At 68.7% G+C, this 26,992-nt stretch carries 25 protein-coding genes; 16 read left to right on the top strand and 9 right to left on the bottom strand.

What is annotated here, in order from left to right:
- Positions 1–20 precede the first annotated feature (20 nt).
- On the top strand, positions 21–524 hold the full coding sequence (locus V4U86_RS28090) for a pyridoxamine 5'-phosphate oxidase family protein (protein WP_395309097.1): 504 nt from the start codon (positions 21–23) through the stop codon (positions 522–524).
- Here the strand turns inward: V4U86_RS28090 and V4U86_RS28085 are convergent.
- The 3 genes from V4U86_RS28085 to V4U86_RS28075 are packed head-to-tail and all read right to left on the bottom strand — an operon-like array spanning position 518 to position 2,548.
- Positions 518–1,312, bottom strand: a complete 795-nt coding sequence (locus V4U86_RS28085) for a thioesterase family protein (RefSeq protein WP_395309096.1) — start codon at positions 1,310–1,312, stop codon at positions 518–520. The two genes, V4U86_RS28090 and V4U86_RS28085, sit on opposite strands and share 7 nt — an antisense overlap.
- On the bottom strand, positions 1,309–1,602 hold the full coding sequence (locus V4U86_RS28080) for a GNAT family N-acetyltransferase (RefSeq protein WP_395309095.1): 294 nt from the start codon (positions 1,600–1,602) through the stop codon (positions 1,309–1,311). Before V4U86_RS28080 ends, V4U86_RS28085 begins: the two co-directional genes overlap by 4 nt.
- Entirely contained in the window at positions 1,592–2,548 is a 957-nt protein-coding gene (locus tag V4U86_RS28075; protein ID WP_395309094.1) for a pirin family protein, read from the bottom strand. Before V4U86_RS28075 ends, V4U86_RS28080 begins: the two co-directional genes overlap by 11 nt.
- Before the next feature lie 245 nt (positions 2,549–2,793).
- Here V4U86_RS28075 and V4U86_RS28070 point away from each other — a divergent pair, with 245 nt between their 5' ends.
- Positions 2,794–3,276, top strand: coding sequence for a hypothetical protein (locus tag V4U86_RS28070; protein ID WP_395309093.1), 483 nt, complete (start codon positions 2,794–2,796; stop codon positions 3,274–3,276).
- A gap of 79 nt (positions 3,277–3,355) precedes the next feature.
- On the opposite strand, the gene V4U86_RS28065 is transcribed toward V4U86_RS28070, so the two are convergent.
- Positions 3,356–3,646, bottom strand: a complete 291-nt coding sequence (locus tag V4U86_RS28065; protein WP_395309092.1) for a WhiB family transcriptional regulator — start codon at positions 3,644–3,646, stop codon at positions 3,356–3,358.
- 337 nt (positions 3,647–3,983) lie between these two features.
- Here V4U86_RS28065 and V4U86_RS28060 point away from each other — a divergent pair, with 337 nt between their 5' ends.
- Complete coding sequence (locus V4U86_RS28060; RefSeq protein ID WP_395312245.1) at positions 3,984–4,673, top strand: transcriptional regulator; 690 nt, start codon at positions 3,984–3,986, stop codon at positions 4,671–4,673.
- A 7-nt stretch (positions 4,674–4,680) separates the two neighbouring features.
- Here V4U86_RS28060 and V4U86_RS28055 read toward each other — a convergent pair whose 3' ends face one another.
- Entirely contained in the window at positions 4,681–5,865 is a 1,185-nt protein-coding gene (locus V4U86_RS28055) for a MinD/ParA family ATP-binding protein (protein ID WP_395309091.1), read from the bottom strand.
- Between the two features lie 310 nt (positions 5,866–6,175).
- Between V4U86_RS28055 and V4U86_RS28050 the strand changes: the two genes are divergently transcribed.
- The 12 genes from V4U86_RS28050 (at position 6,176) to eccD (ending at position 20,430) form a co-directional block, all read left to right on the top strand.
- Complete coding sequence (locus V4U86_RS28050; protein WP_395309090.1) at positions 6,176–7,030, top strand: ESX secretion-associated protein EspG; 855 nt, start codon at positions 6,176–6,178, stop codon at positions 7,028–7,030.
- An 8-nt stretch (positions 7,031–7,038) separates the two neighbouring features.
- Complete coding sequence (locus tag V4U86_RS28045; protein WP_395309089.1) at positions 7,039–7,527, top strand: hypothetical protein; 489 nt, start codon at positions 7,039–7,041, stop codon at positions 7,525–7,527.
- Entirely contained in the window at positions 7,520–9,241 is a 1,722-nt protein-coding gene (gene eccA, locus V4U86_RS28040) for a type VII secretion AAA-ATPase EccA (protein WP_395309088.1), read from the top strand. The genes V4U86_RS28045 and eccA overlap by 8 nt, the downstream gene beginning before the upstream one ends.
- A 2-nt stretch (positions 9,242–9,243) precedes the next feature.
- A complete protein-coding gene (eccB, locus tag V4U86_RS28035; protein ID WP_395309087.1) occupies positions 9,244–10,794 on the top strand; it encodes a type VII secretion protein EccB in 1,551 nt (516 codons plus the stop codon).
- Positions 10,791–13,028, top strand: coding sequence for a type VII secretion protein EccCa (gene eccCa, locus V4U86_RS28030; RefSeq protein WP_395309086.1), 2,238 nt, complete (start codon positions 10,791–10,793; stop codon positions 13,026–13,028). The genes eccB and eccCa overlap by 4 nt, the downstream gene beginning before the upstream one ends.
- On the top strand, positions 13,025–14,803 hold the full coding sequence (gene eccCb / locus V4U86_RS28025; protein ID WP_395309085.1) for a type VII secretion protein EccCb: 1,779 nt from the start codon (positions 13,025–13,027) through the stop codon (positions 14,801–14,803). The genes eccCa and eccCb overlap by 4 nt, the downstream gene beginning before the upstream one ends.
- Before the next feature lie 148 nt (positions 14,804–14,951).
- Positions 14,952–15,248 (top strand): PE domain-containing protein, encoded by a 297-nt coding sequence (locus tag V4U86_RS28020; RefSeq protein ID WP_395309084.1) that lies wholly within the window; start codon positions 14,952–14,954, stop codon positions 15,246–15,248.
- 55 nt (positions 15,249–15,303) lie between these two features.
- Positions 15,304–16,644, top strand: coding sequence for a PPE family protein (locus tag V4U86_RS28015; protein ID WP_395309083.1), 1,341 nt, complete (start codon positions 15,304–15,306; stop codon positions 16,642–16,644).
- Positions 16,645–16,735: 91 nt separating this feature from the next.
- Positions 16,736–17,038 carry a WXG100 family type VII secretion target gene (locus tag V4U86_RS28010; RefSeq protein WP_395309082.1) on the top strand — a complete coding sequence of 101 codons (303 nt, stop codon included), beginning with the start codon at positions 16,736–16,738 and terminating at the stop codon, positions 17,036–17,038.
- Positions 17,039–17,067: 29 nt separating this feature from the next.
- The gene (locus V4U86_RS28005; protein ID WP_395309081.1) at positions 17,068–17,355 is read left to right on the top strand and encodes a WXG100 family type VII secretion target; all 288 of its coding nucleotides are present in this window, start codon (positions 17,068–17,070) and stop codon (positions 17,353–17,355) included.
- An 88-nt stretch (positions 17,356–17,443) separates the two neighbouring features.
- Positions 17,444–18,895, top strand: coding sequence for a MinD/ParA family ATP-binding protein (locus V4U86_RS28000; RefSeq protein ID WP_395309080.1), 1,452 nt, complete (start codon positions 17,444–17,446; stop codon positions 18,893–18,895).
- Positions 18,892–20,430, top strand: a complete 1,539-nt coding sequence (gene eccD, locus V4U86_RS27995; RefSeq protein ID WP_395309079.1) for a type VII secretion integral membrane protein EccD — start codon at positions 18,892–18,894, stop codon at positions 20,428–20,430. Before V4U86_RS28000 ends, eccD begins: the two co-directional genes overlap by 4 nt.
- Here eccD and V4U86_RS27990 read toward each other — a convergent pair.
- The 4 genes from V4U86_RS27990 to mycP are packed head-to-tail and all read right to left on the bottom strand — an operon-like array spanning position 20,427 to position 25,082.
- The gene (locus tag V4U86_RS27990) at positions 20,427–20,741 is read right to left on the bottom strand and encodes a YbaB/EbfC family nucleoid-associated protein (protein ID WP_395312244.1); all 315 of its coding nucleotides are present in this window, start codon (positions 20,739–20,741) and stop codon (positions 20,427–20,429) included. The two genes, eccD and V4U86_RS27990, sit on opposite strands and share 4 nt — an antisense overlap.
- 26 nt (positions 20,742–20,767) lie before the next feature.
- Entirely contained in the window at positions 20,768–22,339 is a 1,572-nt protein-coding gene (locus V4U86_RS27985) for a PPE domain-containing protein (protein WP_395309078.1), read from the bottom strand.
- Entirely contained in the window at positions 22,336–23,739 is a 1,404-nt protein-coding gene (eccE, locus tag V4U86_RS27980) for a type VII secretion protein EccE (protein WP_395309077.1), read from the bottom strand. The genes V4U86_RS27985 and eccE overlap by 4 nt, the downstream gene beginning before the upstream one ends.
- Positions 23,736–25,082, bottom strand: coding sequence for a type VII secretion-associated serine protease mycosin (mycP, locus tag V4U86_RS27975; RefSeq protein WP_395309076.1), 1,347 nt, complete (start codon positions 25,080–25,082; stop codon positions 23,736–23,738). Before mycP ends, eccE begins: the two co-directional genes overlap by 4 nt.
- A gap of 358 nt (positions 25,083–25,440) precedes the next feature.
- Here mycP and V4U86_RS27970 point away from each other — a divergent pair, with 358 nt between their 5' ends.
- Complete coding sequence (locus V4U86_RS27970; RefSeq protein WP_395309075.1) at positions 25,441–26,940, top strand: hypothetical protein; 1,500 nt, start codon at positions 25,441–25,443, stop codon at positions 26,938–26,940.
- Positions 26,941–26,992: the final 52 nt, after the last annotated feature.

Raw genomic sequence — 26,992 nt, 5'->3', positions numbered from 1 at the left:
CAGCCTGATAAAGATTGATGATGGGAACCAACCAGCGCGCCAAGATCGTGATGTCCGATGACGAGATCGCCGAGTTCATCGAGCGCAGCCGCACCGCCACCATGGCGACGGTGCTGCCCGACGGCCGGCCCCATCTGGTGGCCATGTGGTACGCGCTGATCGACGGTGAGATCTGGTTCGAGACCAAGGCGAAATCGCAGAAGGCGGTCAACCTGCGCCGCGATCCCACCATCACCGTGATGATCGAGGACGGCCTCACCTACGACACGCTGCGCGGGGTGTCCATCGACGGCACCGCGGAGATCATCGACGACCCGGAGACCAACCTGCGGGTCGGCATCAGCGTCTGGGAGCGCTACACCGGCCCCTACACCGACGAGATGAAGCCGTTCGTCGAGCAGATGATGAACAATCGGGTGTGTGTCCGGGTGATCCCGGGCCGCACCCGCAGCTGGGACCACCGCAAGCTGGGCATGCCCGAGATGCCGGTCGGCGGCAACACCGCGCAGTACCTCGGTCAGTGATCCCGGGGCGCGAATCCCGGGCTCAGTAGCGCGGTGGCCATCCCGCTGCCGATCGGGCCGGACCGGTCGAACAGTGTCGCGCTTCCGGTGGCCACCCCGGCGTCGCTGTAATGGGTGAGCGCGGACAGGCCGATGTCGGTGCTCACCGGTAGCCGGCTCAGCGTCAGCGTGTAGTCGGCATTGATGTAGGCCAGGCCCTCGGGTCCGAAATTGGTCAGTGAGCTCACCACGTCGCCGGCCATGGCGGCCCGGGTGAACGGCGTCATCGGTTCGCCGCCGACCAGCGGGGTGACGTTGTGCACCCAGATGTGCTTGGGCCCGGTGTACCGCCAGGCGCTCAGATCGATGCTGCTGCCCGCGCCGTGGGCGACCAACTCCATCGGCGTACCGCCGCCGACGTGGTCTTCCCCGGGCGGGTCCGGGATGGGCATCGGTGAGGTCCAGATGTCGGTGGGTCCGGCCGGGCCGCGGCGCAGCAGCACCACGCTGGCGCGGGCGACCAGCGCCCCGTCCTGGATGGCATGGGCGTCAACGACTTTGATGCGACGTCCGGCGCGCACCGTTTCGGTACGCACGGCCAGCGGAGCCAGTGCCGCCGGGCGGAACAGGTCGACCGTCAGCCTGGCGGGCTGGAATGCGGGGTCACCGTGCTCGCGGTCGAGGACGAATCCCAGCAATCCGCCCAGCACGTTTCCGCTGATGGTCGCGCCCCACGGACCCTGGGCGATATCGGTGGGGACGAAGGTGTCACCGTCGGCGAAGAAGTAGGCCGTCGGTGTCGTGCTCACCCTTGGTACTCGGGGTGTTTGGCGATGTACTGGGTGACCATCGAGCAGTGCGAGGCGATCCGCAGGCCCGATTCGCGGGCCGCCGCGAGCGCGTCGGCCACCAGGATGGTGGCCAGGCCACGCCCGCCGAACGCGGGGTCGACCTCGGTGTGGGTGAAGGTGCGCACGCCGTCTTGGTCATAGAAGTCGATCAGGCCCACCTGCCTGCCTTCGACCGAGATGGTGAACTGGTCCTCGCCGGCACGCACGATCGCCTGCGCGCCGGTCTTGTCGGTGTGCTTATCGGCCACGAGGTTTGAGCCTAGCGTTGGGTAACGCCGGTGCGGGCAGTCGGGGGACCGCGCCCCGATACCCGGTGACGGCGCCGAATCTGTCGTCCCCGGCCTGCCACAGACCGCGGTATTCGGCGATCTCGTCGTGGGTGCGGCCGACGAAGTTCCACCACATCAGCAGCGCCTCGGCGAACGGCGGCCCGCCCAGCAGGATCATCCGGGCCGGCGCGGCACCGCGGTTGACGATCTCGAGGCGGTCGAAGCCGGGGGACTGATACGCCAGATCGCCGCGGTTCAGAGCGGTGCCACCGAACTCGACGTTGCCGTCGTCGAGAAGTAGCCCGTGTTCGAAGGTGGGGTCCACATCCAGGGAGACGACGGCGTGCGGCGCCACATCGAGCTGGGCACCCAGCAGCGGGGTGAAAGTGTGCACCGGGGACCGGCTGCCGGCCAGCTCGCCGAGGAACACCCGCAGGGTGGCGCCGCCGACGTCGGCGATCCCCGGCGCGTAGTGCGCGAAATCGCGGGCGGTGTGACGGTCGGTGTCCGGCAGGGCGACCCAGAGTTGCACACCGTGCAGCGTGGCCGCGGCCGGCGTGGACACCTCGGAGTGGCAGATGCCGGCGCCGGCGGTCATCAGGTTGAGCTCGCCGGGGCGCACCATCGCGTGCACGCCGTTGCTGTCGCGGTGTTCGATCTCGCCCTCGAAAAGCCAACTGACGGTTTGCAATCCGGTGTGCGGGTGCGGCGGCACATCCATCCCGCCGCCGGCGCGGACGTCCCGGGGTCCGTAGTGGTCGGCGAAGCACCACGCGCCGATCATCGACCGTTGTTTGGCGGGCAGGGTCCGGCGTACCGGCATCGCCCTCGGGCCGCCGAGCGGAACTTCGCGGGCGGGCAGTACACCGGTGAAACGCGATGCCCGACAATCGACTTCGTCGGGGGCGGGATCGACGTTGCTCACCCTGACGATAGTAGACCGGGGGACGGTGCCGGCATGACGCCTCTGGCGCAAGTGGTCGCTCGCAGCGACGGTTCTCTGAGTGGTCCCCGGGGCATGACCGGCACCGTCGGACTTCTCAACGGACAACCGGCCGGAACTATTCCGAGGGGTGCGTAGTGAGCAGCACCACCCTCGGCGACCGTCAAAATTGACGTTACGGGAAGGTACGATTCGATGGACTAACAGCTTCTGGAGGGTTGACGACGATGGCGCGTCGGGGCGCGAGTGTGCTGGTTGCGGGGCTGATCGCCGCATCGGCCGGGCTGACGGTGGCCGGCGCCGGGACTGCCGCCGCGGCTCCCGAGGGGGCCGCGGTCATGCCCATGACCAGCATCGTGCGGGCCTGTGATTACAGCGTCTCCGAGCGCACCTGGCGGACCGGTTACGCCCGCGCGGTGGCCTACGTGCATCCGGCCACGGCGGATTCGGTCACCATCGACGTGCAACTGCTGACCGCGGTGCCGAACACCGATTACTACGTGAAGGTGTTCACCATGCCGCGCGGATCCGCGGACTGCGGCGTCGCTCCGATCGGTGTGCGTACCGACGCCGCGGGCGCGATGTCGGTGACGGTGACGACCCCGATCGATTCGTCCACCACCGGAGTGTGGGTCTCGGTCGAACGTCCCGACCCGTACTCGCAGCTGCCCGCCGAGGTCTACACCTCGGATTTCATCGCGAAGGTCTGAGCTGGTCCGGTCTGTCTGACGGTGGGGTGCCGCCCTCGCTGCCGGCCCCTCGAAAAACGGCAGCGAGGGCGACCCGTACTTAGGCGGACTCCAAGAAGAGCCGCCGCATGCGCACCGGATAGCCGTTGCGTTCGGCCAGCGAGCGCAGCTGCCGAAGCGCGAAGGTGCGTCCCCGGCCGGACTCCGGCACCGATATCCCGGCCCAGACTCCTTCCGCGCGGGGCAGCTCGCAGGCCTCCCGTGCGCAGGGCCAGCGCCGCGGGCATGCCCGGCAGATCGCCTTGGCCTGCTCGTCGGCGGTGTTGGTCCACAGATCCGGATCGCGGGTGCATTCGCCGATCGGCAGGCCATCCATCCCCAGTGCGTTCATGGTGTGTCTCCCCGTGTGCGGCGGCGGGACTGCCGCGTTGCAGACGAATGTAGAACACAAACCGTAGCGATGCAACAGTTTGATCGGCGACCTTCCGTAGCGCACCATCGCGAGACTCGCCGTGGCTTACCCGCATAATCATGATCGACGAGGTCGTCTGTGTGTCGGAGCCCGCGAGTGCGCAGCTTTTACGGCATCGCATTGATACGGTTTTGGACGGTGATCCACGGGGTGTACGTCTGCCCCAAGCCATAGCAGTGCTCCAGGTTTGGCTAGGATCTTCAGCGTCTGAGTCTCGGTTCAGGAGGTGCCGCGCGTGGTCGAAGCCGACGCCGGCATGGTGCGGGCCGGGGCCGCCGCGGCGGCCCGTCGCCGCGAACTCAACATCAGCCAGCGCAGCCTGGCCTCCGACGGGGTGATCAATGCCGGTGCGCTGATCGCCTTCGAGAAGGGCCGCAGCTGGCCGCGCCAGGCCACCCGGGCCAAATTGGAGGAAGTCCTCCAGTGGCCGGCGGGCACCATCGAGCGGGTCCGGCGCGGGGAAACGGTCCGGGGCGCCCCGGCGGCGGGTGCCCCCGCGGTCCAGCCCGCCGCCGACGTCGGGCTCATCGCCCAGGCGGTGACCACCGCCGCCAACACGATCGGCGCCACGGTCGAGGCCCTGCCCGCGCCGGTCGACCCCGGTTTCACCGGGCGGGCAACCGCGATCCTGGCCGATCTGCGCCAGCTCGAGGCGGTCGCCTCCCGGGCCGCACGCATCCAGGTGACCCCGGAGCTGATCCGGGCCCTGAGCACGGTGCGCCGCCGGATCGACGAGCTGACCATGCGCGCGGCGACCGCACCCACCGCCACCCTGGGGCAGCGGCTCTACGCCGCGCGCCGGCGCGCGAACCTGACGGTGGGTGAAACCGCCCAGGCCGCGGGTCTCGTCGAGGACGTCATCGTCGCCGCGGAGTCCGAACACCCACTGTCGGATGCCGACGTGGCCGATGTCGAACAGGTCATCGATCAGATCGACTGGCGCTGAACCAGATTCAGAACCGTTCCCGGTGCCGGTCGGCATTGGTCGGGAAGTGGGCGGCCAGCGCGGCGGCAATCTCCAGGAACTTGCGCCGGGTCTGCGTGGACATCACGGTGGTCCCGGCAATCACCCCGCCGGGGCGCAGCTGACCGTCGAACGGCACCTCGACGACCGTCTGTCCCTGACCGGCGAACTGTTGGGCCAGGATGCCGCGGGTGCGCTTGTCGGCGTGTCCGTCGGAGTCGTTGAGTACCACCACGGTGCGTCGCAGCAGGCCGGTGAGCCCGCGGTTGGCCAGCCAGTCCATCGTCTGCCCGGCCGCGGCGGCGCCATCCACCCACGGCGAGGAGACCACGATCAGAGCGTCGAGGTCCCGGAGTACTTCCTGGGTCACCGGGCTGTCCATGGTGGAACTGCAGTCGACGATGGAGATGCTGAAGTAGCGGTCCAGCCTCGAGGTGGCCTCCCGGTAGATGGCCGGGTCGAGTACCCGGCGCCGTGCCGGGGTGCCCTCGCCGGCCAGCACGAAGAGCCCGGCAGCGTTGTTGCCGACCCGGCCGCGGATATCGGCGAACGTCTCCAGGTGCTGATCGGTGGCCAATTCCCAGTACGAGCCGACGGCCCGCGGGTCCACTCGGCTGCCGAGCTTGCCGAAGGCAGTGTCCGCGTCGATGGCCACCACCCGATCCTCCTGTCGCAACTCCGCGAAAACCGAACCGACACAGGCGGATACCGTTGTCTTGCCGACGCCCCCCTTGCCGAGGACGCCGATCTTGTAGTGGCCGCGCAGCACCCCGCGTATCCGCGCCTGCAACTCGGCCTGGCGTAGCTCATCGGGCGAAGGCCCTGGATTGATCAGACCGAACGACGCCCGGAACAGCAGCCGCCGCCAGCCGCGGGCGGGCGGCACCGGTCGCTCGGGCAGCAGATCGCGCACCGGTATCCGATCGGCGTAGGACCCCGGCGGCATCGGGTGGTGCCCGCCGCCGGGATGGGGTGGCGGGCCCGGGGGCCGGGCGCCCTGGGGCGGAGGCCCCGGAACGTGCGGACGTGCCGCGGGTGGACCCGGTGGCGGCCAGCCCGGTGGCTGCGAGGCGATGGGCCCGGTATCGGCGCCCCCTTCGGGGTGCTCGTGGTCGGTCCCGGCCGGCCCGGTCCAGCCCATTTCCCGGCGCAATGCGTCGTCGCGATCGCTCACCGCGGGCCTCCTGCTGTGCTGTCGGGTCGGCGTACTACGGCCTGCACCAGTATCAACCACGGCTATCCGGTGCCGGGCGCTACCGCGCCGCAACCGCGGCGGCAAAGCCGGAAGCCGGCCCGACCCGGGCGCAAATTCGTGCATCCGGGGGTGCCGTGGCGCTGCTAATGTCGTCGGCAGGGGTAAGAAACCGGAGCCGGCAGCCGACTCGCCATGGCGAGCCGGCAACGTGGTGTTAGGGGGCGAAGTGGTTGTACTCGGAGTTTCGGCCCGGTCGGCCATGTCCGGCGGCACGTGGGCGGCATAGCCGATGACCAGTTCGTTCGCCGGGCACGGTGAGCCCACGCATTTCGACGACGTCGTCGCGGTCGAGGTGACCATCGACGGCATGTTGGTGATCGCCGACCGGTTGCAGCTCGAGGAGTTCCCGCCCGCGCTCGGCATCCGGCCGAACATTCCGCAGCCGGAATTGCGGGACAAGGTCTGGGACATGGTGGCCCGCGATCTCACCGAACAGGGTGTGCTGGATGCTTTCGGCAAACCGCATCCCGAGGTCGCCGCGATGTCCGATACGCTCTCGCGCTCGGACCGGATGCTCGAGGGCCGGTGGTGGCGCCGCGACGCCGGCGGCAAGATGGTCCGCTTCGTGGTGTGCCGCAAGGGTGACCGGCACGTCATCGCCGCGCGCGACGGTGACCTGTTGGTGTTGCAGCGGGTGGCGCCGCAGGTCGGCCTGGCCGGCATGGTGACCGCGGTGCTCGGGGTGGCCGAACCGGCCGACGTGGAGCCGATGACCGGGGTGTCGGCCCGCCTCGCCGAGTCGAGGACGCCGAATCAGTTGGCGCAGTTCGGGATCGCGCCGGCGTCGGCGCGGATCTACGCCGAGGCGACCGCCAACCCGAGCAGCTGGGTCGAGATCACGGCCACCGAACGGCATTCCGGGGGTACCTTCACCCAGGCCGACGTCGCGGCCGGGGTGCTGGACTCGCAACAGGGCCGCATCGTGTCCATTCCGCGGAAGGTGAACGGCGAGTTGTTCGGCAGCTTCCTGGCCGGCACCCAGGACAACCTGCAGCGGGCCCTGGACGAGCTGATGACCTTCCTGCCCTCGGGGGCGTGGTTCGAGGCCAAGACCGATACCGACTTCTACTACGACGGCGATTGAGGGATTGGATGGGCAACCCGCCGTACGACGACCAGGACACCGGGCTGGGCGCACTGGACCTGCCGGTGCCCGAGGCCGGCGACCACGGGTTGGCGGCCTTCGACGACTATCTGCCGAGCCTTCCCGAGGACGACGGCGCAGCCGGTACGGCGGCCGAAGCCGGCGATGCTCTGTTCTCCGTCACCAATCCGCCTGGAACGGTGACGGTTTCGGCGTACTTCGACGGGCGGGTGCAGCGCATCGAGCTGTCGCCGGAAGCGGCGGCCACACCGGAAGACGAGTTGGCCGCCGAGATCGTGGTGATCGCCGGTCTGGCAACGCAGCGCGCCAAGGCCGCCCAGTTCTCGTACATGCTCGAAGGGATGCAGGGGAACGGGCACGACACCGTCGATACCCGGGACTTCCTGCACCGCACCGTCGGGCTGCCTTCCCCGGAGGAGGCCGACGCCGCGCAGGCGGCGGTCTTCGCGACTCGATATGCGGGTGAACATGACTGAACATCTCTCCAGCCTCTTCGGCACCGCGGTGGGCATGTTGCCGACCGCTCCGGCCCGGTCCCTGGAGCTCTTCACCGAGATCACCTCGGCCGACGAGACCGCCTGTGACGCCTGGGTCGGCAGGCTGCGCTGCGGGGACACCGACCGTGCCACCCTGTTCCGGGCCTGGTACTCGCGCAACAACTTCGGTCAGTTGGCCGGCAGCGCCGAGATCTCGATGAACAGCGTCAACGCCCGGATTCCGATCGGCGGCATGTACGGCGACATCACCTACCCGGTGAATTCGCCGTTGGCGATCACCATGGCGTTCGCGGTGCGGGAGGCCGCCGAAGGCAACTTCGCCGACGCGATGGAGGCCCTCGATGACGCGCCGGCGATGGGGGCCGAGTACCTGGTGTCCTGGATCCGGGCGGTGATCTACGGTGCGGCAGAACGCTGGACCGATGTGATCGACGAGGTCCGCACGGCGTCCGGGTGGCCGGATAAGTTCCTCGGCGCCGCTGCCGGTGTCGCACACGGTGTCGCGGTGACCAACCTCGGCCTGTTCACCGAGGCCGAACGCCGGCTCACCGAGTCCAATGCCGCACCGGCCGGGGAGGCCTGCGCCCCGGCCATCGCCTGGTACCTGGCGATGGCGCGCCGCAGCCAGGGCAACGAGGAGGCCGCCGTCGCGCTGCTGGAGTGGCTGCAGGCCACCCACCCGTCACCGAAAGTGTCCGCCGCGCTGAAGGATCCGTCCTACCGGTTGATCACCACCACGGCCGAGAAGATCGCCGCCCGGACCGACCCCTGGGACCCGGGCAGTGTGCAGGCCGACAACTCCGGCCGGGAGAAGCTGCTCGCCGATGCGCAGGCCGAACTGGACCGCCAGATCGGGTTGAGCCGGGTCAAGGAACAGATCGAGAAGTACCGTGCCGCAACGCAGATGGCCAAGGTACGTGCCGCCCGCGGTATGAAGGTCGGCCAGCAGTCCAAGCACATGATCTTCACCGGCCCGCCCGGGACCGGTAAGACCACCATCGCCCGGGTGGTGGCCAACATCCTGGCCGGGCTGGGCGTGATCGCCGAACCGAAACTGGTGGAGACCTCCCGCAAGGACTTCGTGGCCGAGTACGAGGGCCAGTCGGCGGTCAAGACCTCGCGCACCATCGACCGCGCGGTCGGCGGGGTGCTGTTCATCGACGAGGCCTACACCCTGGTCCAGGAGCGCGACGGGCGGGCGGACCCGTTCGGCACCGAGGCGCTGGACACGCTGCTGGCCCGGATGGAGAACGACCGTGACCGCCTGGTGGTCATCATCGCCGGCTACAGCGCCGACATCGACCGGCTGCTGGAAACCAATGACGGTCTGCGGTCCCGTTTCTCGACCCGGGTCGAGTTCGATTCGTACTCCGCCGAGGACATCGTCGACATCTCGAAGGTCATCGCCGAGGCCAACGACTCGCAGCTGAGCGAGGAAGCCGCGAAGCGGGTGCTCGACGCCGCGACCCTGCTGCAGGATCGGACGCTGAACGGCAAGCCGGCGTTGGACATCGCCGGTAACGGCCGGTACGCCCGGCAACTCGTCGAAGCCGGAGAGCAGAGCCGGGACATGCGGTTGGCCCGCTCGCTGGACATCGAGAGCCTCGATGTGGCACAACTCAGCGAGATCAGTGCCGAGGACATGACCTCCGCCATCGCTGCGGTGCACGCCCGGCTGAACATCGGCGACTGAGGATGGCAGGTTTCCGGCTCACCACCAAGGTTCAGGTCAGCGGCTGGCGATTCCTGCTCCGCCGTGTCGAGCACGCGATCGTGCGGCGCGACACCCGGATGTTCGACGACCCGCTGCAGTTCTACAGCCGGGCAGTGATGGCCGGTGTCGTCATCGCCGTGGTGGTCTGCATCGGTGCGGTGTTGCTCGCCTACTTCAAGCCCCTGGGCAAGCGGGGTTCGGACACCCTGCTGGTGGACCGCTCGACCAACCAGCTGTACGTGCTGGTGCCCGGATCCGACGATCTGCGACCGGTGTACAACCTGACCTCGGCGCGGCTGGTGCTGGGTAATCCCGCCAACCCGTCGGCGGTGAAATCTGAAGAGCTGAACCGGATGCCGAAGGGCCAGCCGATCGGTATCCCGGGTGCGCCGTACGCCACCCCACTCGGCGCCCCGACCTCGAGCTGGTCGCTGTGCGACACCGTCGTCAAACCGGACAGCGTGACCCCCGAGGTGCAGACCTCGGCCCTGGTGATGCCGCTGGCGATGGACGCCTCGGTCGGACCGATCAAACCGAACCAGGGCGTGCTGGTCACCTATCAGGACCGGACCTGGCTGGTGACCCAGGACGGCCGGCATTCCATCGACCTGGCCAACCGGGCCGTCACCTCCGCGGTGGGAATCCCGGTCAAGGCCAAGGCGACCCCGATTTCGACCGCGCTGTTCAACGCGCTGCCGAATGTCGGGCCCTGGCAACTGCCCGCGGTGCCGTCCGCTGGTGCGCCGAACACCGTCGGACTGCCGCCGAATCTGGTGATCGGGTCGGTCTTCAAGACCATCACCGACAACACCGAGCAGCGCTACGTGGTGCTGCCCGACGGGGTGGCCAAGGTCAACGGCACCACCGCGGCCGCACTGCGGGCCACCAACTCGTTCGGTCTGATCACCTCACCCTCGGTGGAGGCCAGTGACGTGGCGGCCATCCCGGAGCAGGTGTTCGTGTCCCCGCTGCCCGATGAAGCGATGGACATCCGGCTGCCGCAGGACGCTCCCACGCTGTGCTGGTCCTGGCAGCGCGAACCGGGCGACCAGGCGCCCCGGCAGACCGTCATCAGCGGCAGGCATCTTCCGGTACCGGCTTCCCGGATGAACGGCGGCATCGATCAGATCGCCGGTGATGCAACGGTGTTCATCGACGGTGGCCAGTTCGTCCGGCTGCAGTCACCGGATCCCCGATACGGGGAGAGCCTCTACTACATCGACCCGCAGGGCGTACGGTACGGACTGCCCAACGAGGACACCGCCGCCGCGCTGGGTCTGAGCGGGCCGTCGACCGCACCCTGGCAGGTGGTGAGCCTGTTGATCGACGGACCGGTGCTGACCAAGCAGGCCGCGCTGCTCGAGCACGACACACTGCCGCCGGACCCCAACCCCCGCAAGGTCGATGGCGACCCGAACCAGGCGACGCCTGTGGGGGCGGTCAATCCGCCCCCCGCGCCAGGTGCGCCGGCAGCCGGATTGCCCGCGCCGGCACCGGGCTCCCCCCTCCCTCCCGAAGGAGCAGGCGGATGACGACCAAGAAGTTCACCCCGATCATCAAGCGCGGGCCCCGGCTCACGCCGGGCGAAATCAACATCACCCCGCCGGATGACCTGGGCATCGACATCCCCCCGTCCGGTATCCAGAAGGCGTTGCCCTGGGTGATGGGCGGCGGCATGCTCGGGATGATCGCGATCATGATCTTCACCGGGATCCGGCAGTTGTCGCCCTACATGCTGATGATGCCGCTGATGATGATCATGGCGACCGTCGGTTTCATGGCGGGCGGAGGTCCGGGCGGCAAGAAGGTGCCCGAGATCAATGCCGACCGCAAGGAATACCTGCGTTACCTGGCCGGTCTGCGCACCCGGGTGACGACCTCGGCCGCCGCCCAGGTGACCTTCTTCAACTACCACGCGCCCCATCCCGAAGATCTGCTGTCCATCGTCGGCACCCACCGGCAGTGGTCGCGGCAGGCCAACGCGGACTTCTACGCGGCCACTCGAATCGGGGTCGGCGCCGAGCCCGCGGTGGACCGGTTGCTCAAACCGTCGGTCGGCGGTGAGCTCGCCGGCCCGCAGGGCGCGCCGCAGCCGCACCTGGAGCCGGTCAGTCACATGTGGCTGATCAAATTCCTGCGCACCCACGGACTGATCCATGACTGTCCGAAACTGGTGCAGCTGAGGACTTTTCCCACCATCGCCGTCGGTGGTGACCGGGAACGGGCGGCCCGGCTGCTGACCGCGATGATCTGTCATCTGGCGGTGTTCCATCCGCCGGACCTGATGCAGATCCGGGTGCTGACCGACAATCCGGAAGATCCGGAGTGGACCTGGCTGAAGTGGCTGCCGCATGTGCAGCATCAGACCGACACCGATGCGGCCGGCCCGACCCGGTTGGTCTTCACCCGCCCCGACGCCCTGGCCGACCTCACCGCACGCGGACCGCACACCGCCGACGCGGCACCCAGCGGGCCCTATGTCGTCGTCATCGATCTGACCGGAGGCAAGGCCGGCTTCCCGGTCGACGGCCGGGCCGGGGTCACCGTCATCACCCTGGGTAACCACCGCGGTTCGGCCTACCGGATCCGGCTGGACGCCGACGGTTCCGCCGATGACCGGTTGCCCAACCAGACCTTCCGGTTGGTGGCCAACTCCGCCGACCAGATGACATCCGCCCAGGCCGGCCGATTGGCGCGCAAGCTGGCCGGCTGGTCGATCACCGGCACGATCATCGACCGCAACACCCGGGTGCAGAAGAAGGTCGCCACCGAATGGCATCAGCTGGTGGGTGCCCAGTCCGTCGAGGAGGTGACGCCCGCGCGCTGGCGGATGTTCACCGACACCGACCGGGACCGGTTGAAGATCCCGTTCGGCCACGAGCTCAAGACCGGCGACATCATGTACCTCGACATCAAGGAGGGCGCGGAGTTCGGTGCCGGTCCGCACGGCATGCTGATCGGGACCACCGGCTCGGGAAAGTCCGAATTCCTTCGCACGCTGATCCTCTCGTTGGCGGCGACCCACCATCCCGATCAGGTGAACCTGTTGCTGACCGACTTCAAGGGCGGGTCGACCTTCCTGGGCATGGAGAAGCTGCCGCACACCGCGGCGGTGGTGACCAACATGGAGGAAGAGGCCGAGCTGGTCAGCCGCATGGGCGAGGTGCTCTCCGGTGAACTCGACCGCCGCCAGTCCATCCTGCGCCAGGCCGGTATCCAGGTCGGTGCGGCCGGTGCGCTCTCCGGCGTGGCCGAGTACGAGAAGCACCGCGAGCGGGGCGCCGACCTGGCGCCGCTGCCGACGTTGTTCGTCGTCGTCGACGAGTTCGCCGAACTTCTGCAGAACCACCCGGATTTCATCGCGCTGTTCGACCGGATCTGCCGGGTCGGCCGCTCATTGCGGGTGCATCTGCTGCTGGCGACGCAGTCGCTGAACACCGGCGGCGTCCGCATCGACAAGCTCGAGCCGAACCTCACCTACCGGATCGCGTTGCGCACCACGAGTTCTGCCGAGTCCAAGGCGGTGATCGGCACCCCGGAAGCGCAGTACATCACCAACAAGGAAAGTGGTGTCGGCTTCCTGCGGGTCGGTATGGAGGATCCGGTGAAGTTCCGCAGTGTCTACACCGGTACCAACTACGTACCGGCGTCGGCGATCACCGCCGACGGCGAGGTGGCACCCCGCCAGCATCCCCCCAGCGAGGTGCGGATCCAGCCGTTCACCGCCGCGCCGATGATGGATGCGAGGGGGGTGACGTCGCGATGACCACCGCAGAGGAACCGCGGGTGCTGCGCGAGGTGGTGCTCGGTCAGCTGGCCACCGGGGAGGCCCGCGCCTACAAGATGTGGTTACCGCCGTTGACCGACCCCACCCCGGTCAACGAACTCGTGGAACGCGATCAGCGCCAACCGCTGCGCTTCGGTCTCGGCATCATGGACGAACCGCGCCGCCATCGCCAAGAGGTGTGGGGCATCGATGTTTCCGGCGCCGCGGGCAACATCGCGGTCGGCGGTGCGCCGCAGACCGGAAAGTCGACCTTCCTGCAGACGCTGGTGCTCTCGGCAGCCGCCACCCACACCCCGCGCCAGGTGCAGTTCTATTGCATCGATCTCGGTGGCGGCGGCCTGATGTATCTGGAGGACCTGCCGCACGTCGGTGGGGTGGCCACCCGCTCCGAGCCGGACCGGGTGAACCGCGCCGTCGCGGAGATGAAAGCCGTACTGCGGCAGCGGGAAGCGATGTTCAAGCAGTACCGGGTGGGGTCGATCGCCACGTACCGGCAGATGCGGGAGGACCCGCAGCATCCGGCCTCGGGCGACCCGTTCGGGGATGTCTTCCTGGTGATCGACGGTTGGCCGGCGTTCGTGGCGGAATTCCCCGATCTGGAACCGGTGGTGCAGGATCTGGCCGGGCAGGGGCTGGCGTTCGGCGTGCACACCATCATCTCCACACCGCGCTGGACCGAGCTGAAGTCCCGGGTCCGTGACTATCTCGGCACCAAGGTCGAATTCCGCCTCGGCGATGTCAACGAGACCCAGGTCGACCGGATGACCCGGGATATCCCGGCCAATCGGCCCGGCCGCGCCATCTCGATGGAGAAGCACCACCTGATGATGGGCGTCCCGCGCCTGGACGGGGTGCACAGCGCCGCCGACATCGTCCCCGCGATCACCGCGGCCGTCGACCACATCTCCGCACTGCACACCGACGAGGCGCCGCGGGTCCGGGTCTTGCCGGAGCGGATCCATCTACGCGAGTTGGACCCGGCCCCGCCCGGGCCGGACTCGGATTACCGCACCAGATGGACCATTCCGCTGGGCATCCGCGAATCCGACCTGTCGGTCGCGTTCAACAACATGGCGATCACCCCGCATCTGCTGATCTTCGGTGCGCCCAAGTCGGGTAAGACGACGATCGCGCATGCCGTCGCACAGGCGATCTGCGCCCGCAACAGCCCGCAGCAGGTGCGGTTCATGTTGGCCGACTACCGGTCGGGACTGCTGGATGCGGTGCCGCAGAGTCACCTCCTCGATGCCGGCGCCGTCAACCGCAACAGCACCACGCTGGAGGAATCCATCAAGGCGCTGGCGGTCAACCTCAAGAAACGTCTGCCGCCGCCCGATCTGACCACCGCGCAACTGCGTTCACGGTCCTGGTGGACGGGCCCGGACGTGGTGCTGCTGGTGGACGATTGGCACATGATCGTCGCGGCCGGCGGCATGATGCCGCCGATGGCCCCGCTGGCCCCGTTGTTACCGGCGTCGGCCGATATCGGGCTGCACATCGTGGTGACCTGTCAGATGAGTCAGGCGCATCGGGCCACCATGGACAAGTTCGTCGGCGCCGCGTACGGCGCCGGATCCCCCACCCTGTTCCTGTCGGGGGAGAAGACGGAGTTCCCGACGAGCGAGTTCAAACTCAAGCGCAGGCCCCCTGGCCAGGCACTTCTGGTGTCACCGGACGGCAAGGAGGTCGTGCAGGCGGCCTATATCGATCCCCCCGCAGAAGAAGTGCTCGTAGCACACCCAAACCGCGGTTAGTATGGATTCGAGGCGCTTCAGCAAAATTTACGGTTGGGCGCCAGCAACGGGTCGGGGGGAACGATTCTGATGCGACGCAGCAACGGCTACGTCCCCCCTTGTAGGAGCAATTTCCAGCGGTTTTGGAATCTGTGAGGAGGAACGGCACATGCAACCCATGCAGCACAACCCCGCGGTGCTAGGCATCGGCGGCCAGGTGGTCGCAAACGGTTCACGCGGACTGGCGACCGGGACGGCCGCCACCACCGAGGCGGCAGCACTGCTTCCGGCCGGGGCGGAAGAGGTATCCGCGCAGGCTGTGCTGGCTTTCGCCAGTGAGAGCGTGCAGATGGCCGCACTCAACGCGTACGCGCAGCAGGAACTGGCGCGCGCCGGCGCGGCCTATCTGGAGGCGACCGGCATCTACACCACGGTGGACGGCGAAGCCGCCGCGACTCTGTCCTAGCCGATCCGGCTCCGAACTCCCGACGAGGCCGAGCGCAGATCATGGTCAGCAAACTATGACAACGGTACCCGCAATTGTGCCGATGCTGTATGCATCGTTGCCGCCGGAGGTCAACACCGGCCGCCTGATGGCGGGTGCCGGTGCTGCGCCGATGTATCAGGCCGCGGCTGCGTGGGAGATGTTGGCCATCGCGATGGAAACCCAGGCCGAGGAGTTGTCGGCCAGTCTGGCGTCGTTGGCCGGAGCCTGGCAGGGCGGCGCGAGCGAGCGCGCCGTGCAAGCCACCATGCCGATGGTCGTGTGGCTGCGGACCAGCGCGCTGCAGGCGCAGAAGCGGGCCATGCAGGCCATTGCGCAGGCAAACTCGTATCTGCTGGCGATGGCAGTCACGCCGCCGCTGGTCGAGATCGAACTGAACCACGTCACGCACGCGGTGCTGGAGGCGACGAACTTCCTCGGCGTGAACGCGATCCCGATCGGCATCAACGAGTTCGACTACTTCGTGCGGATGTGGACGCAGGCCGCCGTCGCGATGCACGGCTATCAGGCGGAGACGGCGGCGAACACGGTGTTCGAGCCGATCTCGCCGCTGAAGCCCATCGTGATGCCCGGCGTCGGCGAGGCCGCACTGGGATCGGCCTCCGGCCGGCTCGCCGCAACGCTGCCGGGATCGGTCATGCGGGAGACGGCGTTCGCGCATGTGTCCGCGCAGGCCACCGTCGAGTCGGCGGCCCTGCATGCCGGACGCGCTGCCGCGCAGGCGAATCAGGCAGCTGTTGCTGCCCAGAGCCAGACCCGCAAAGCGGAGAACACCGCGCAGCAGGCCCAAGGGGAGCCCGAGCAGTTGATGAGCTCCGTGCAACAGGGCGCGCAGATGGGTATGCAGCTCGGATCCCAGTTGGGTTCCATGGCGATGCAGGCGCCGCAGCAGATGATGCAGACCGTCGCCCAGCCGATGCAACAGCTGGTAGCACCCCTGCAGCAGGTCAGCTCGATGTTCGGGCAGATGGGCTCCGGTGGATTGAACAACGGCGCTCAGTTCGGGTTGATGGGTGCGAGCCCGTTCTCGAATCACCCGCTGGCCGGCGGAGCGGGTCCGGCCGCCGGAGCCGGTCTGGTTCGCGCGGCCTCACTGCCCGGCGCCGGTGGCACCATGGCGAGTACGCCGTTGATGAACAGCCTTGTCGCACAACCGTCGACCACGGCCGCCGCACCGGTCGGCGCTGCCGCGGGCGGCGGTGGCGGCGGGCTGGCCCCAGTGGGCGGAGCCGGCGGCGGACCCATGGGCGCGATGGGGAACGCGGGCAAGAGCGGGGGAAAGAGACAGAGCCTCGCGGCGCCGTCCCAGCTGGCCCACGATCTGGGCGAGGATGAAGACGACGATGACGGCTGGTGAACCGTCAACTCACACAAGACTTCCCGGCCGAGGGGGCTGGAAGACTCGCCATCCGTGGTGAGGACACAGGAAAACAGAAAGAGTACCGAGCATGGCACAGATGAATACAGATGCCGCTGTCCTCGCCAAGGAGGCAGCGAACTTCGAGAGTATCTCCGGGGAATTGAAGACGGTCATCGCCCAGGTCGAGGCGACCGGTGGCGCACTGTCGGCGCAGATGGTGGGCCAGGCCGGCACCGCCGCGCAGGCCGCGCTCATGCGCTTTCACGAGGCCGCCGCGCGACAGGTCCAGGAGCTTAACGACATCTCCTCGAACATCCAGACTTCCGGCATGCAGTACACGACCGCCGACGACGACCAGGCTGCGAACCTGTCCTCGGCGATGAACCTCTGACCTCGACAACTTCCAGAAGGAGCTGACATATGACCAATCAGGTTTGGGAATTCGGTGGAATCGAAGGCGCCTCGGGCGAGATCAACGGCGCCGTGGGAGTGACCCAGGGGTTGCTCGACGAGGGCAAGGCATCGCTGGCCTCACTGGCCTCGGTGTGGGGAGGCTCCGGCTCGGAGGCCTACCAGGCGGTTCAGATGCGCTGGGACAGCACCTCGGCCGAACTCAACGCTGCGCTGCAGAACCTCGCGCAGACCATCAGCGAAGCGGGTTCGTCCATGTTGCAGACCGAACAGGGCGTCACCGGGATGTTCGCTTAGTACCACGCGACGTTGGGTGGGCGGACTAGCCTTTGGCATGTCCGCCCACCCGTGCGTTTCAGGTTCCGTACCACTGTGAGAGGTTGCCATGTCGGCCGACTATGACCGGCTCTTCCATTCCTCCGGCGCTGCCGACGCGGCCGACGAGGATGCCGCCGCGCACCGCGACGGCGGATCGTCGCCCACCGGGGCCGGCCCGATGCCGATCAGCGCATCCGGTGCGGGCGCACCGGGTTACGCCGGTGAGCACGCTGCCCCGCCCATGCCGATCGCGCCCGCTCAGACCTCCGCGGCCCCGCCTCCGACGCAGACGTCCGCGGCCCCGCCGGAACGCGCCACCGAGGTGACCACGCAGATTCCGGCGACGCCGGCGGCCACCGGGCCGCAGCGTGTGCAGAACGGGATGCTGCGTACACCACAGGGAAGCCCCGCGGCCGGTGCGCGTTTCGAACAGCAGTACGCCGCGCCGCCGCCGCAGCCGCGCTCGGCCCCTGCCCCGGCGCCGAGCCAGCACTTCAGCGCTGAGGCACCGGAATCCAGCTGGTCCCCGGCACAGCCGCCGTCCGCGACCGGGCAGCCGGCACCGACGTCGGCGGCCACCATGGGCAACCACCGCGCGATCGATGCGTTGTCGCATGTCGGCGTGCGCACCGCGGTGAAGATGCCCTCGCAACGAGGTTGGCGGCACTGGCTCTACCTGCTGACCCGGATCAACATGGGTCCCTCGCCCGACGAGCTGTACGAGATGGACCTGCAGGCACGCGTCCGCCGAAATGCCAGGGACTCCTACCAGATCGGCGTGTTCGGCCTGAAGGGCGGAGTCGGCAAGACCGCCGTCACGGTGGCGTTGGGGTCGGCGCTGAGCCGGGTCCGGGGTGACCGCATCCTGGCCATCGACGCGGACCCCGACGGCGGCAACCTCGCCGATCGGGCGGGTAGGCAGTCGGCCGCCACCATCTCGGATCTGTTGTCGGACAACGAATTGTCCCGATACAACGATATCCGCGCGTACACCAGCATGAACGCGGCGAACCTGGAGGTGCTGTCCTCCGAGGAGTACAGCGCGGCCCGCCGGGAGTTCAACGACGAGGACTGGAAGGCCGCGATCGGGGTGGTGTCCCGGTACTACAACCTGGTGCTCGCCGACTGCGGTGCGGGGTTGTTCACCACCTCCTCGCGCGGGGTGCTGTCCACCGTTTCGGGGATGGTCATCGTGGCCAGCGCCTCTATCGACGGGGCCCGTCAGGCGGCCGTGACCATGGACTGGTTGCGCCAGAACGGATACCAGGACCTGCTCGGCAGGTCGTGTGTGGTGATCAACCACGTCACCCCCGGAAAGACGAACATCGACGTCGAGGACCTGGTCCAGCAGTTCGAACGGCACGTGGCCCCCGGCCGGGTCGTGGTGTTGCCCTGGGACAAGCACATCGCCGCCGGCACCGAGATCCAGTTGGAACTGCTCGGCCAGACGTTCCAACGCCGCATCCTGGAGCTGGCCGCGGCACTGTCCGACGACTTCGACAGGCTCGAACGGCGTTGACCGCCACCGCAGCCCCGTCCGGGGCCTCCGCGCCGTCGGCCGTCACTCCGGGCCGGCCCGCGACTACCAGGGTCACCATCCTGACCGGCCGGCGGATGACGGACCTGGTGTTGCCGGCGTCGGCACCGATCGAGGCCTATATCGACGAGACGGTGTCGGTGTTGTCCGAATTGCTCGACGACGCCCCGGCCGATGTGTTGGCGGGCTTCGACTTCAAGGCACAGGGTGTCTGGGCGTTCGCCCGGCCCGGTGCGCCGCCGCTGAAGGCGAGCGAATCGCTGGACGATTCCGGGGTGGTCGACGGCTCCCTGTTGACGCTGGTCTCGGTGAGCCGGACCGAACGGTACCGACCGCTCGTCGAGGACGTCATCGACGCCATCGCGGTGCTGGACGAGTCCCCGGAATTCGACCGAGGCTCGCTGAACCGGTTCGTGGGCTTGGCGATTCCGACGGTGTCGACCATCGGCACGCTGACCGCGCTGGCGGCCTGGGCGCAATCCGGCCAGTCCTGGTGGTGGGCGGTCGCGCTGGCGGTGCTGGGTCTCGGTCTGCTGGCCGGCGGCATGGTGTCGCAGAACCGGTATCAGAACATCGACCTGGCCGAGAGTCTGATGCTGGCCGCGCTGCCACCGCTGGCTGCGGCGGCGGCGCTGGCGGTGCCGCTGCCCCGGGAGGCGGACGGACTGGGCGCCCCGCAGCTGGCCGCCGCGGCCGGGTTGACACTGCTCTTCACGCTGGCCACCCGCGGTGGGCCGCGCAGACGGGCCGATGTCGCCTCCTTCGTCGCGGTCTTGACGGTGGCGATCACCGCTGCTGCCGTCACCTTCGGTTACGGCGGCCAGGAGTGGGTGCCCGCCGGCGCCATCGCGTTCGGACTGATCGTCGTCACCAACGCCGCGAAGCTGACGGTCGCGGTGGCCCGTATCGCACTGCCGCCGATCCCGGCGCCGGGGGAAGCGGTCACCAACGACGAACTGCTGGAACCGGTTTCGCGGCCCGACATCGCCGATGAGGAATCGCCGACCTGGCAGGCCATCATCGCCTCGGTACCGGACTCGGCGGCGCGGCTCACCGAACGCAGCCAGCTGTCCAAGCAACTGCTGATCGGGTTCCTGTCGGCCGGGTCGGTGGTCCTGGCCACCGGTGCGATCTCGGTTGTGGTGCAGGGGCACTTCTTCGTGCACAGCATGATCGTGGCCGGGCTGGTCACCCTGATCTGCGGATTCCGGTCCCGGCTGTACGCCGAGCGGTGGTGCGCGTGGGCGCTGATGGCCGTGACCGTGGCCGTCCCGACCGGGGTGGCGATCCGGCTGTGCCAGTGGTACCCGGACCGCGCTTGGCTCGTGCTGGCGATCTATCTGCTCGTGGCGGTGGTCGCGTTGATCACCGTCGCTGCCACCGATGACGTCAACCGGCTGTCACCCGTCACCAAGCGGATCTTCGAGTTGTTGGACGGGGCCTCGATCGCCGCCGTCATCCCGCTGTTGCTGTGGATCGCCGGCGTCTACGACCTGTTGCGCAATCTGCGTTTCTAGGGTGTCCCGGTGATCTCGGCGACCGCCTCGTTGAGGCGGTCCTGGTCGGCAGCGATGGATTCCGCCGCTTCGGAGGTGGCGTTGAGCAGCGCCTCGTTCAGGCGGCGCTCGACGGTGTCCGCGCCCAGGCGTAGCAGACCGTCGGTGATGAACACGTCGACAAGATGGTGATGGCCGTTGAGGGTGACCTCGACGGTCTCGGATTCGTCTGTCGCGGTGAAGGACTCACTGGCCATCTTGTGTAGCTGCTGATCCATCAGTTCCTGCAGGCGGCCCGCCTGGCGCAGCACCGCTGCCACCTCGGGGTGCATCCCGGCATCGTCGGCGGGATCGGTGCTCACTTGGCGTCCTTGTCCTGCACGTCCCTGCGCCGTCGGTTCCCGATCACGGGCTCAGTGTAGGGCCGGTCCTCCACGTACAGTTCCTCATCGGGCGCGAATCGCGGGTCGCGGCGCTTCTCCTTGCCCTGCTGACCGCCGCCGTGGCCCATGCCGCCCATCCCGCCGCCCATACCGCCCATGCCGGCGCCCATAGCCGAGGACGGAATGGCGCCGGACCCGCCACCGCGCGCAGCCGCCGGTCCCGGTGCCACGGTCTCGGGTCCGACGTTGGGCTGCAACGGCATCGACGGGACGCCGCCACCGCCGGAGCCACCGCCGGAGCCACCACCGGCACCCGCCGGGGAGACACCCGGATCGTCGAGGCCCAGATCCGGCAGGTCGGACCCGGGTCCGCCGCGACCGGGTAAGCCGCCCCCGGGTAGGCCTCCAGCGGGCAGGCCGCCGCCGGCGGGTGCGCCCGCCGAGGGTGCCCCGCCGCCGGCCGGGGAACCGCCACCCGACGGTGACCCGCCGCCGGGGGGTGTGCCGCTGCCGGGCGGGGTGCCCGGGGGCTGTCCGGGGGCGGTCGAGGTCATCGGCTGCGTCGAGGGTTGTTGTGCGGCCGGGGTTCCCGACCCGCCGCCCGATCCACCGCCGGTTCCACCGGTGCCGGTGTCGCCACCGGTCGGTTTCTCCTGCATCTTCTTGAACCTGCCACTGCGGTCGAGCTTCTTGCCGGGCGAACTCAACGCCGTGCGGATCGGAGGTGTGGGCGGCTTCACCGGTGTGATCGCGGATCCGGCGGCGTACTCGCTGAGTACCTGTTCGGAGCGGGCCTGCAGTTGCTGATACTGGGCCATCAGCACCGACATCTGCGCGGCGTCGGTGGTGTGGCGCAATGGCACCGTGACGGCCTGGACCTCGGCCTCGGTGGGGTGCGCGGCGACGGCGCTGCGGTGCACGCCGGCCAGATGCCTGGCATGTTCGGCCAGCGTCCGCGCGGCGTCCGCCATCTCCTGCAGCCACGCTTTGTGACGGCCCAGTGCAGTACCGGCAACCTCGGCGGCGGTACCCTCCCAGTCCGTGGCATCGAGGTCGAAAACCTCCGCGCGCGCGTCCAATTGGGCAGCGTAGGCGGTCCACTCCGCGGCGAAGCCGTCCAGGGTGGTGGCTTGGTCGGGCTGGGCGATCTGCTTGGCGGCGACCTCGACGTCCAGGTATCCCGGCGGTGCCGGGCAGCCCGCAATGGGCATCTGCGGCATGGGAATCGCTGCTTCGGGCTGCGGAATCTCGGCCTGCGCGATCTCGGCCACGGTGCCGTCCAGTGCCGCCGCCCCGGCCGCGTCGGTGGCCTCGTAGGTGGCGGCGGCACCCTGCAGCGCCAGGGACAGCAGCTTGGCTTCTTCCTGTCCGGCCTGGATGAAGGACTTCATACCGTCCCCCTCGGCGATGACCTGCCGGACGGCGACCCCGGCAAGGTCCAGGCCGCAGGGCGGATTCGGTTGCGCCGGTGCGGCGGGCAACGGTATGTCGAGCTGGGCGGCCTTCCTGCGCAGGTCCGCGGGTTCGACCTCCAACGGCGCCGTCATGACACCCCCTCCAAAACCATCTGGTAGCGGCTCTCCTCGCGCGGATTGATCAACCGGATCGGTAGCTGACTGTGCCGCGGTGTCTCGATGCAGTTGCTGCGCAACACAACCCGGCCGATACCGGGATGCGGGCCGAGATAGGTCGTCGCATTGGGCCAGGACACCTTGGACACCTGCCCGATCCGGCCGTTGACGAAACCGGCGAACTCGGCGAACTGCGGGCCGAGGGTGACGATGCCGCCTGCCGCAGCGGATCGGATGACGAACTGGGTGAACAGCCGGGCGTCGCCCAGATTGATGCTGACGTCGACATCATCGAATGGCATGTACACCGGGTACCGGTCGGCGGTCTCCCCGATGAGCACACCGGCCGAGCCGATCGGCAACTCGTAATGCCGGTCGGTGACCGGACTCTCACCCAGTAGGGCTGCCCGCTGGCCACCGAACAGGCACGAAAAGCCGCGTGGTGTCGAGGGATTGGCGAGTGTTGTGAGCAGCACCGTGGTGGTGGGCGGCTGGCCGGGCCGGATCCGCACCCGGGTGATGGTGTGATCGGCGCGCGCCGACCACCACATGTCGGGACCGCCGGGCGCCACGTAGGCGGCGGTGAAGGTGCTGCGGCCCTTGATCGAGGACCAGGATTCACGTTCGAAACTGATCTCGGTGGCGCGGTCGAAATCGTCGAAGCTGCGGCTGCAGCGGGCGTCGATCCCGTTGCTGGCCAGCTGATCCGCGATGCGGGTGGCCGAGGACACCAGATACCGGGCCAGGCCGGAGACCCCGGCGTCGCGGCGCTGCGCGGGCCTGCGGGTCGCCTCGGGGTCGGCGCGCAGCACGATCCAGGTGCGGCGGTTGGCCGGTGCCGGGTAGGGCCCGACCACCTGTTCGTAGAGTGCGACCAGCCCGGCCGGCGCCGTCTTCCCGACGCGGTATCCGGCCGACACCACATCGGCCTCGAGTTCCGGGCAGTGCGCGCAGAGCAGCTGTTCCACCACGCGGGTGTCGACCACGTCATCGGTGAACGCCTCGCCGTCGACCAGCACGGTCGGGGTGAACGGACGGGGGATCAGCTCGATGATCGCGACCAGATGGTCGCCCTGCCAGCGCACCGCGACGTGATCGCCGGGCAGCACGGTCGACCCCACGGCGGGCTCGGAGGGTGCGGGTGGCGGCGTGGTGTGCCGTCGGCGCCAGGAGAACAGGGCCGCGATCCATCCGGTCGCCCGGCGGCCACGGACGGTGAGCGTGGTGGCGGTGGCGATCAGTACGGCCAGGGTGATTCCGAGCCAGAGCAGGTCGAGTGCGGAGAAGATCGCGACGGAGGCCGGGATGAGGATCGCCGCCCACAACAGGTGGCCGGTGCTGAAGCGGAAACCGAACTGGCCGAGGAACTCTCTCATCGGCGTCTCATGGCTCGTCGGGCCAGCGCGCCGATCCCGAGGATCAGTGCCAGGCCGGCGCCGGTCAACACGACCAGGGTGATCGGGCCGCGGTCGGGAGGTTCGATCACCACCGGGGGTGGCAGTTGCTTGACCCGGTAGGGCGCCACCTTCGGGCCGGCCGGGACATCCCAGGTCAGCGCGGCCACCGGGTCGATGACGCCGGCGCCGACGTAGTTGTCCACCCCGCCACCCGGGTGGCGGGCGGTGGAGGTGATCCGGTTGCTGATCTGGGCGGCGGTCAGGTCCGGAAAGCGTTGGATGAGCAACGCGGCCAGGCCCGAGACATAGGCCGCGGCAAAGGAAGTCCCGGCGATCGGGATGGGACCGTCGGCACCGTTGAGGGCATTCACCGGATTGCCGTCGTAGCCGAGCGCGGTGATGTTCTCCGCGGGCGCGGCGGCATCGACCCAGGGCCCGGACATCGAGAACGGGCTGGGCTGGCCGGTCTGCCCGATACCCCCGACGGTCAGCACCAGCGGTGAGTACCAGGCGGGCGACACGATGGTCTGCACCTGCTTCCAACCGCGTGGATCGTTGGGCGAATCGGCTTCCGGAGGCGGATTCTGGGCGCAGTCCTGGCCGGTATTGCCTGCGGCCACAACAACAATCGCGCCCTTGATGTTGACCGCGAAGTTGATCGCCGCCCCGACCGTGGCCTCGTCGATGGGCCGGGTCGACTTGTAGCAGGCGGCCTCACTGATGTTGATGACCTGGGCACCCAGATTGGCCGCGTGCACGATGGAACGCGCCAGGCTGCGTAGCGATCCGGCGGTCTGGGTGGTGTTCGGATCGTTGGGGTCGCTGCGTGAACCCACCGGCTGGAAGTTGTCCGAGGTCTGCCGCAGCGACAGTATCCGGGCCTGCGGGGCAACCCCGACGAACCCGTCGGTGGGTGCGGGCCGGCCCGCGATGATGGCCGCGGTCAACGTGCCGTGCGAGTCGCAGTCCGACATCCCGTTGCCGGCCTTGTCCACGAAATCGCCCCCGGGTTCCGCGGGCACCCGGGGCGAACCGTTCACCCCGGTGTCGATGACCGCGACGGTCACCCCGGCCCCGGTAGCGAACTTCTGGGCGTCGGCGATGCGCAGGTAATCGTTCGCCCACGGCCGGTCGGTGAAGTTCGAGTCCGGGAAGGTGATGGGGGACGAGCACTGGCGCCGTTGCTCGGTGGGCTGGTCGGGCCCGGTCTCGTCGGGGGGAACGGCGGCCGCGTCGATGACGGGTGGCTCGATAGCGACCGCCGGCGGCGCCGTCAGCAGGACCAGCGTCATGGCGGCGAGCAGCGCACCGATGCGTCGCACAGTTGTTCTCCCCCTTGCAATCTCCGGTCGCGGGTCGTGCCGACACGACCCACGGCAGAGAGAAAGCCACCGGCCGGCGGCGTATCCAACGCCGTCGGCCGAGCTGTCACCTTTGCCAGAGCAAGTTTACGGGTGTACCGACCCGCCACGTTCCGCTTTCTCGTCCGGCCAGGTTCGGGGCCGCGCCGGGCGAACCCGCTGGTGACCGGGCCTCCGGGACTGTTGCCGAACGCAAAATTAAGGGCTCCTAATTTAGGTAAGGCAGTCCTATTGCTAATTAACTAAGGCTAAGTTAATGTTCTCGCGCCCCCGGCAAATTTTAACTGCCGCGTCAGTAAGTCATCATCCAGGAGAGAACGTGTACGTAACAGCCCCCGCCGGCGCGCCCTGCGCCGCAGCCTCGGCGGCCTCCCGCCCCAATCGATTCATGATTGCCGGGGTGGCGGCGGCCGGTGCCGCGGCCATGGCGATCAACCCGGTCGCGCCGATGGTCCCGGCCCTGCCGGACGTGAAGCAGCATGCCGTCCAGCTCGCCGCGAACCCGATCGCCGACCTGGGCGGCTTGGTCAAGAACTCCCTGACCAACTCCTTCACCCTCGGTAACCAGGTGCTGACCAGCACCATCCCCGCCGTGGCGCAGGCGATCACCAACCCCGAGCTGTACGCCGACTTCATCAAGTTCCTGGGCTCCAACGTGCTGAACCCGCTGCCCGCGTTGCAGCAGATCATCGGCCTGAACTCGCTGTACGGCAGCACCATCGGTGCGGGGTTGAAGAACGGCGCCGAGGCACTCCAGCTGCGCCTGGAGCAGCTGCCGACCATCCTGACCAACACCTTCCAGTTCCTGCAGAAGGGTCAGTTCGTCGAGGCGTTCAGCGAGATGAACGTCTGGTTCCTGGTGAGCATCGAGCGCGCCCTGGTGCCGCTGCTGCCGGCGCTCGGCATCCCCGGTGACATCCTGGCGGCGCTGCCCGGCGGGGAGCGCCTCTCGGCGGTGTTCGACACCATCCTCAAGCGCGGCATCTTCACCGAGTTCACCCGGTCGATCATGGGCCCCCCGATCACCGCGATGCTGCAGTTCTCGCTGATCCTGGACACCGTGCGGCACGCCGTCGTCACCGGCGACGCCCAGACCGCCATCAGCGAACTGGTCGCCCTGCCGATCAAGGTCGTCAACGCCTTCGTCAACGGGTTCACCCCGCCGTTCACCACCCGCAGCCCGTGGACCGGCATCCTGGGCCCGAAGGGCACGCTGACCTACTTCCTGCATGACCTGCCCAAGGCGCTCTTCGACGCCATCAACAACCCGGTCTACCCGACGCCGCCGGTCACCACCCCGGCACTGGCGCAGGTGACGTCCATCTCCACGGGGGGTGCCACCGTGGCCGTCGAGATCGCCGACGAGGCACCGGCCGAGGCGGCTCCGGTTGCCGAGGAAGCGCCGGTTGCCGAGGCGCCGGTCGAGGCCCCGGAGGAGACCCCGGCGGCCGTCACCGACGAGGTTGACGAGACCGAGGTTGACGAGACCGAGGTCGCCGACGAGGACGAAGTCGCCGACGAGACCGAGGTCGACGAAACCGAGGTCGCCGACGAGGACGAGGCGGACCTGTCCGAGGACGCCACCGAGGACGTGGCGAGCGACACCGACACCGACCGTGATTCGCTGACCGACAACGACTCCGCGGACAACGACTCGTCGGATGACGATTCCGCCGCCGGTGCGGGCAGCGGCTCGTCGGGCAGCGGCTCGTCGGGCAGCGGTTCGTCGTCGGGTAGCGGCTCGACCGGCGGCGACTCGTCGACCGGTGGGTCCTCCGACAGCGGCTCCTCCGACAGCGGCTCGGGCAGCGACGCCTAGTCACACCCCGTGATCCTGAGATGGCCCCCTCGGAAACGAGGGGGCCATCTTC

Source organism: Mycobacterium sp. AMU20-3851, from assembly GCF_043974665.1.
Taxonomy (GTDB): Bacteria; Actinomycetota; Actinomycetes; order Mycobacteriales; family Mycobacteriaceae; genus Mycobacterium.
The sequence above is the reverse complement of the archived record's forward strand: the minus strand, read 5'-3'. Positions and strand labels throughout refer to the sequence as shown.

Coding starts and splice junctions, on each gene's coding strand:
- V4U86_RS28090 (WP_395309097.1), top strand. CDS start 21: ATGGGAACCAACCAGCGCGCCAAGATCGTGATGTCCGATGACGAGATC.
- V4U86_RS28070 (WP_395309093.1), top strand. CDS start 2,794: ATGGCGCGTCGGGGCGCGAGTGTGCTGGTTGCGGGGCTGATCGCCGCA.
- V4U86_RS28065 (WP_395309092.1), bottom strand. CDS start 3,646: ATGAACGCACTGGGGATGGATGGCCTGCCGATCGGCGAATGCACCCGC.
- V4U86_RS28060 (WP_395312245.1), top strand. CDS start 3,984: ATGGTGCGGGCCGGGGCCGCCGCGGCGGCCCGTCGCCGCGAACTCAAC.
- V4U86_RS28050 (WP_395309090.1), top strand. CDS start 6,176: ATGACCAGTTCGTTCGCCGGGCACGGTGAGCCCACGCATTTCGACGAC.
- V4U86_RS28045 (WP_395309089.1), top strand. CDS start 7,039: ATGGGCAACCCGCCGTACGACGACCAGGACACCGGGCTGGGCGCACTG.
- eccA (WP_395309088.1), top strand. CDS start 7,520: ATGACTGAACATCTCTCCAGCCTCTTCGGCACCGCGGTGGGCATGTTG.
- eccB (WP_395309087.1), top strand. CDS start 9,244: ATGGCAGGTTTCCGGCTCACCACCAAGGTTCAGGTCAGCGGCTGGCGA.
- eccCa (WP_395309086.1), top strand. CDS start 10,791: ATGACGACCAAGAAGTTCACCCCGATCATCAAGCGCGGGCCCCGGCTC.
- eccCb (WP_395309085.1), top strand. CDS start 13,025: ATGACCACCGCAGAGGAACCGCGGGTGCTGCGCGAGGTGGTGCTCGGT.
- V4U86_RS28020 (WP_395309084.1), top strand. CDS start 14,952: ATGCAACCCATGCAGCACAACCCCGCGGTGCTAGGCATCGGCGGCCAG.
- V4U86_RS28015 (WP_395309083.1), top strand. CDS start 15,304: ATGACAACGGTACCCGCAATTGTGCCGATGCTGTATGCATCGTTGCCG.
- V4U86_RS28010 (WP_395309082.1), top strand. CDS start 16,736: ATGGCACAGATGAATACAGATGCCGCTGTCCTCGCCAAGGAGGCAGCG.
- V4U86_RS28005 (WP_395309081.1), top strand. CDS start 17,068: ATGACCAATCAGGTTTGGGAATTCGGTGGAATCGAAGGCGCCTCGGGC.
- V4U86_RS28000 (WP_395309080.1), top strand. CDS start 17,444: ATGTCGGCCGACTATGACCGGCTCTTCCATTCCTCCGGCGCTGCCGAC.
- V4U86_RS27990 (WP_395312244.1), bottom strand. CDS start 20,741: ATGCACCCCGAGGTGGCAGCGGTGCTGCGCCAGGCGGGCCGCCTGCAG.
- V4U86_RS27985 (WP_395309078.1), bottom strand. CDS start 22,339: ATGACGGCGCCGTTGGAGGTCGAACCCGCGGACCTGCGCAGGAAGGCC.
- eccE (WP_395309077.1), bottom strand. CDS start 23,739: ATGAGAGAGTTCCTCGGCCAGTTCGGTTTCCGCTTCAGCACCGGCCAC.